Below are 5,319 nucleotides of genomic sequence, written 5' to 3' on the forward strand. Positions count from 1 at the left end.
TACCGGATGTAAGAATTGATGTTCACTTTGAACATATTATAGGACCCGATCAGGTGGCAGAGGAGACAAAGAATGAAACAGAATCGTAATCGTCGTTTAGCTAGAGTATATGCATTTCAAACTCTATATGCATTGGAATTTCATAAGGGAGAAGAATCAACTCCTATTCCGACAGATGATTTCGGCGCCTTGGATATTGCCTATGCCAACGCCATCATTGACGGAACTAAAGCGAATTTAGAAGCTATTGACGCCTTGTTGCAAAGTCATTCGCCAAAGCGTAAAATCGCTCATTTAGGCGCTGTGGAACGCAATGTGTTGCGCTTGGCCACTTGGGAAATGGTATACGCTCCGGAACCTGTGGAAGCGGGCATCGTTATTAACGAAGCGATTCAGCTTGTAAAAGAATATGGCGCCGACAAGAGCTATAAGTTCGTCAATGCCGTATTGGACGTAATCAGCAAGGAACATAAAAGCGGCGCTAACGCCTAAGCGGAGTAACTATGGATAAGAAAGTTGCTTTTTTAGGCATTGATACCAGTTGCTACACTACATCCGTAGCTATTGTCAATGAAAAATTCGAAGTTGTGACACAAGCACGACGCCTTTTAAAGGTTAAGGCGGGAAAACGCGGTCTTTCACAATCCGAAATGCTTTACCAACACGTTCGTAATTTGCCGGAGTTGATCATGTCAGTACGGCAAGAATATGCAGGGAAGATCGATGTGATCGGCGTCTCCGATGTTCCGCGCCGTCGGGAAGACTCTTATATGCCGGCTTTCTTGGCCGGCTTAGGAACGGCGCGTTCTCTGGCAAGCATTTTACGAGTTCCTTTACACTGCTTCAGTCATCAGGAAAACCACGTTTTTGCCGCCATTCGCGACTACCCGGAACTTTGGCAGGAGCCGCTTTATATGCTGCATCTGAGCGGCGGCACTACCGATTGGTTGGAAGTGAAATGGAAAACGGAGGGTCTCGCCATTACCGAGTTGGCTACGAGTGACGATATTTCCGCCGGACAGTTGATTGACCGTATCGGTGTCATGCTGGGCTTGCCTTTTCCTGCCGGACCTTCTTTGGAGAAGTTGGCGCAGCAAGGGAGGCTTTCGTATCGCTTGTCGCTACCGCGAAGACTGGATTCACTCAGTTTTGCCGGTGCGGAAACGCAACTGCGCAAAGTATATGAAGCGGGAGATCTCTCAAAGCAGGATTTAGCGGTATCCGTATTCGATTACATTTGTCGTATTTTAGCCCGTACTGCAGAGCGTTTGAATTTTGAACAAGGACGTCCCTTTATTGCGGTCGGCGGTGTATTCGCAAATATGTATTTGCGCAATGAGTTTTCAGAAATTTTAAAAAATTGTCATTTACGACCGTTTCTTGCAGCACCGGAATATAGCAGCGACAATGCCACCGGCAATGCATTTGCCGCGATGAGATATCAATTATGCGCATTCAAACAGTAGCGGAAGTAACATCCTATCTCGAGAAAAAAATAAATACGGACTATCTCCTGCAATCATTATGGATTGAAGGCATAGTAGCGGAAACAGGACGTTCGGCGCGAGGACATCTTTTTTTCTCATTGGAAGACCCTGCAACATCATCTCGTATCAGTTGTGTGCTTTGGGCAAGTAAAGCACGTTTATTTGAAAAGATGATCGAGATCGGCGCAACGATAGTTGTTTCGGGTAATCTGAACTATCAGTCAGCATACCAAAGCTTGAGGTTGGTTGCCGATCGTGTAAATATTAAAGGTAAATCCGCACAAACATTGGCACGAGAAAAAATGGTGGAAGACTTACGTGCTCGAGGCTTTTTCGCTTGGGAACGCAAGCGAAAGTTACCGCCTCATCCTTCGCGGATCGGTATTGTGACTTCGCCGGAAGGCGCAGTTTTGCATGATTTGAAACGCATGATCGGCCAGCGGAATCCACTCGTGAAAATTACCGTGTTTCCGACACGTGTACAAGGCACAGAGGCGGCGCAGGAAATTGCGGATGCCATTCTATCTGCCAATGCAGAAAAGGAACTTTGCGATATATTAATTATTGCTCGCGGAGGAGGTTCACAGGCAGAACTTGCACCGTATGATAATGAAGCAGTTTTGACCGCAGCGTTCCAGTCGCGTATTCCGACGATTTCAGCAATCGGCCATGAAAACGATCATCCGTTGCTTGATTTGGTCACTGACGTTCGTGCCGCGACACCGACCCATGCCGCGCAACTTGCCGTTCCTGCATTGACGGAGATCGCCGTTGACTTTCACCATACTTTGCAACGCTTGTCGGCTGCTTGGCAATATTATGATAAACAGCGTATCTACCAATGGCATCAACTCGTTCGGAGGTTTTCCCAAGTCGGAGTGACCAAAAGCCATTTTGTATTAACTCAAAATTGGCAACGCCAAAAATGGCGTTTATTTTTAGCAGCGCAATCGCTATATGAAAAAGAAAAGGATCGTCAACAGGAGCAAAAGCGGAAGCTGACGCAGTTGTCTCCTGAAGAAATGTTTCGTAACGGTTACTTTTGGTTGGAGAAAAACCAACATCGCCTTACCTCGCTTACCGAATGTCACCTTGGTGAAGAATTTATTATTATCGGTGAAAAAGTGAGCATCGTAGCGGAAGTGAAGGAGATTTTGAAGCGATGAATTCCAAATCTAAGAATTTTGAAGAAATTATGCAACGACTGACGGAAATCACTGAAGCATTGGAAAATGGTGACCTTACATTAGAGCAGGCGCTTGCTTTATTTAAAGAAGGAACTGAGCTTGCCCGTAGAGGCGATAGCCTGTTGACGGAATACGGTGAACTTGCAGAAAGCTACCGCAGCGAACTCACAGCTTTAGAAAGTGTACAGAACGGAGTCGCTAATGATTCCATTTGAACATTATTTAGCGACACGAAAAGAGATTATTGAAACTGCTTTGCATTCACTTTTGAAGCCGCAAGACGATACCTATAAAGTGTTGTTTGAAGCAATGAACTACAGCCTTTTAGGAGGCGGTAAACGCGTTCGCCCCATTCTTTTTCTCAGTACACTGGAAGCATTTGATATCCCCTTGGATCCATATTTGAATATTGCCGCAGCCATTGAATGTGTGCATACCTATTCATTGATTCACGATGATTTACCATGTATGGATGATGACGATTATCGTCGCGGCAGGCTGACCAATCACAAAAAATTTACGCCTGCTATTGCGACACTGGCAGGGGACGGACTGTTAACAGTAGCCTTTGAAATTATAGCCAAGTCCGAAAATATTTTGCCAACTATCCGTTTACAATTAGTGCAAATTTTGGCGGAAGCAGCCGGTCCCGATGGGATGGTAGGCGGACAAATTATTGATATGCAAGCGGAAGGGCATGACCAAACCCTTTCGCAACTGCGATTAATGGATGCACTTAAAACCGGGCGTCTCATCACCGCTCCATTGTTAATGGCGGGCGTTATTGCTGCGCTCGATGCAGAAAAACAAGTCAAGCTTGCTGCACTAGGAGATCGTCTCGGCTTACTGTTTCAAATTGTTGATGATATTTTAGATAAAATTGGCGACGAAGAGCAACTTGGCAAACGTGTCGGTCAGGATGAAAAGCAGGCTAAGTCTACATATGTACAATTGCTTGGTCTCAAGGGGGCACAGGAACGTGCGCACTTAGAAGCACAAAAAGCGGTTGAAATTGTGAATGAATTGAATTTACAAAATACTTATTTGGCGAAGTTCCCTGACTATTTATTACGAAGAACGATGTAAGGAGAAATAGATTTGGAATTATACATTCGTGACATTGCAAGCAATGTCGTATTTCTCTCTGCCTTTAGCGCATGGCTCATTGCGCAAATCATAAAAGTCATTTTATTTTTAGTAAAGCACCATCGTTTTGATGTTGAACGTTTAGTCGGGTCCGGCGGCATGCCGAGTTCACACAGCGCTTTGGTAGTGGCTCTTTGTTGTTCGATCGGAATTCAGGAAGGAATCAGTTCCAACCTCTTCGCGCTGGCATTCTTTTTTGCCGCTATTGTTATGTACGACGCCGCCGGTGTACGTCGGGCGGCTGGCAAACAGGCCAAGTTTTTGAATGAGTTGATTCATGAATTTATGGCAGGTCATCCGTTTAATGATGTGAAATTTAAGGAATTGCTTGGACACACACCTTTGGAAGTTTTTGCCGGCGCATTGTTGGGAGTTGCGGTAGCGTATTCTTACTACCTGTGGTATTGATATGAAATCCAAGGAACGATTAGATCTCTTGCTGGTCAATAAAGGTTTCTTTACAAGTCGTGAAAAGGCACGCCGTTATATTATGACAGGAGATGTCCTGGTAGACGATGTGCCGATTGATAAACCGGGTACGAAAGTCAATGTGACCGCAGCCATTCGTCTACGAAAGGCGCCACTTCGCTATGTCGGCCGCGGCGGACTCAAATTGGAAAAAGGATTGGAAGTATTTTCATTGCCCATGGAAGGGAAAATTATGCTTGATATCGGAGCCTCTACCGGCGGCTTTACCGATTGCGCTCTCCAACATGGTGCGGCCAAAGTATATGCGGTCGATGTGGGATATGGGCAATTAGCTTGGTCATTACGTAACTCCTCCCGGGTTGTCAATCTTGAGCGCACCAATATGCGTGATGTTACCACGGACCTGATTCCTGAACCGCTTGATTTCATCGGCTGTGATGTTTCATTTATTTCCGTCACCAAAGTATTGCCGCCGGCATATCCATTATTGAAAGATACCGGTGATGCTGTGATTTTAATCAAGCCGCAATTCGAAGCCGGACCGGAAAAAGTGGGCAAGGGCGGTGTCATTAAATCATCTGCCGTCCATCGAGAAGTACTGACTAGCGTTTTGCCGGCCATTGAGCAGTTGGGCTTTTTCATTTGGGGTTTGACAGACTCACCGATTCACGGAGCAGACGGTAATCGAGAGTTTTTAGCATGGTTGCGTAAGGAAGTACCGCCACCGAACTTTTTTGATTGGCGACAGACAATCATACAACTGACACAAGTAGAGAGAGGTTAACTATTATGCTGGTAGGAATTTTTCCGAATTTATCTAAAAAAAATATAGAGCATCATGTCAATGATTTGTGTCAACACTTGCAGAATGCGGATATAGATTTCTACATTATTGATTCCTACCGTGAAGAAGCGATGCAGCGCGAGTACCATTTTACCTATGAACGCTGGGCTTCCTTACAGGAAATGCAGGAATCTATGGATATGGCATTTACGCTCGGCGGCGATGGTACATTAATCAGTGTAGCCAAATTGTTACTGCCTTATGATATCCCGATTTGCGGTGTTAA

8 protein-coding genes are annotated in these 5,319 nt (G+C 45.3%); all 8 read left to right on the forward strand.

What is annotated here, in order from left to right:
* Positions 1 to 72: 72 nt before the first annotated feature.
* Complete coding sequence (gene nusB, locus KH813_RS05905; protein ID WP_295194830.1) at positions 73 to 492, forward strand: transcription antitermination factor NusB; 420 nt, start codon at positions 73 to 75, stop codon at positions 490 to 492.
* Positions 493 to 503: 11 nt separating this feature from the next.
* The gene (locus KH813_RS05910) at positions 504 to 1,466 is read left to right on the forward strand and encodes a glycoprotease (protein ID WP_303994433.1); all 963 of its coding nucleotides are present in this window, start codon (positions 504 to 506) and stop codon (positions 1,464 to 1,466) included.
* A complete protein-coding gene (xseA, locus tag KH813_RS05915) occupies positions 1,448 to 2,653 on the forward strand; it encodes an exodeoxyribonuclease VII large subunit (protein WP_303994434.1) in 1,206 nt (401 codons plus the stop codon). The genes KH813_RS05910 and xseA overlap by 19 nt, the downstream gene beginning before the upstream one ends.
* Positions 2,650 to 2,889, forward strand: a complete 240-nt coding sequence (xseB, locus tag KH813_RS05920) for an exodeoxyribonuclease VII small subunit (protein ID WP_303994435.1) — start codon at positions 2,650 to 2,652, stop codon at positions 2,887 to 2,889. Before xseA ends, xseB begins: the two co-directional genes overlap by 4 nt.
* Positions 2,876 to 3,760: a polyprenyl synthetase family protein gene (locus KH813_RS05925; protein ID WP_303994436.1), complete on the forward strand. Its 885-nt coding sequence runs from the start codon at positions 2,876 to 2,878 to the stop codon at positions 3,758 to 3,760. Before xseB ends, KH813_RS05925 begins: the two co-directional genes overlap by 14 nt.
* Before the next feature lie 12 nt (positions 3,761 to 3,772).
* Positions 3,773 to 4,228, forward strand: a complete 456-nt coding sequence (locus KH813_RS05930) for a divergent PAP2 family protein (protein ID WP_303994437.1) — start codon at positions 3,773 to 3,775, stop codon at positions 4,226 to 4,228.
* A 1-nt stretch (position 4,229) separates the two neighbouring features.
* Positions 4,230 to 5,033 (forward strand): TlyA family RNA methyltransferase, encoded by an 804-nt coding sequence (locus tag KH813_RS05935; RefSeq protein WP_303994438.1) that lies wholly within the window; start codon positions 4,230 to 4,232, stop codon positions 5,031 to 5,033.
* Positions 5,034 to 5,038: 5 nt separating this feature from the next.
* Positions 5,039 to 5,319: NAD(+)/NADH kinase (locus KH813_RS05940; protein ID WP_303994439.1), on the forward strand; the 281-nt coding region annotated here is incomplete at its 3' end.

It is taken from the genome of Negativicoccus succinicivorans (genome assembly GCF_018373335.1).
Classification (GTDB): Bacteria; Bacillota; Negativicutes; order Veillonellales; family Negativicoccaceae; genus Negativicoccus; species Negativicoccus succinicivorans_A.

Bases quoted from the DNA above. Each gene is read 5' to 3' on its own strand.
- nusB (WP_295194830.1), top strand. From the start codon at position 73: ATGAAACAGAATCGTAATCGTCGTTTAGCTAGAGTATATGCATTTCAA.
- KH813_RS05910 (WP_303994433.1), top strand. From the start codon at position 504: ATGGATAAGAAAGTTGCTTTTTTAGGCATTGATACCAGTTGCTACACT.
- xseA (WP_303994434.1), top strand. From the start codon at position 1,448: ATGCGCATTCAAACAGTAGCGGAAGTAACATCCTATCTCGAGAAAAAA.
- xseB (WP_303994435.1), top strand. From the start codon at position 2,650: ATGAATTCCAAATCTAAGAATTTTGAAGAAATTATGCAACGACTGACG.
- KH813_RS05925 (WP_303994436.1), top strand. From the start codon at position 2,876: ATGATTCCATTTGAACATTATTTAGCGACACGAAAAGAGATTATTGAA.
- KH813_RS05935 (WP_303994438.1), top strand. From the start codon at position 4,230: ATGAAATCCAAGGAACGATTAGATCTCTTGCTGGTCAATAAAGGTTTC.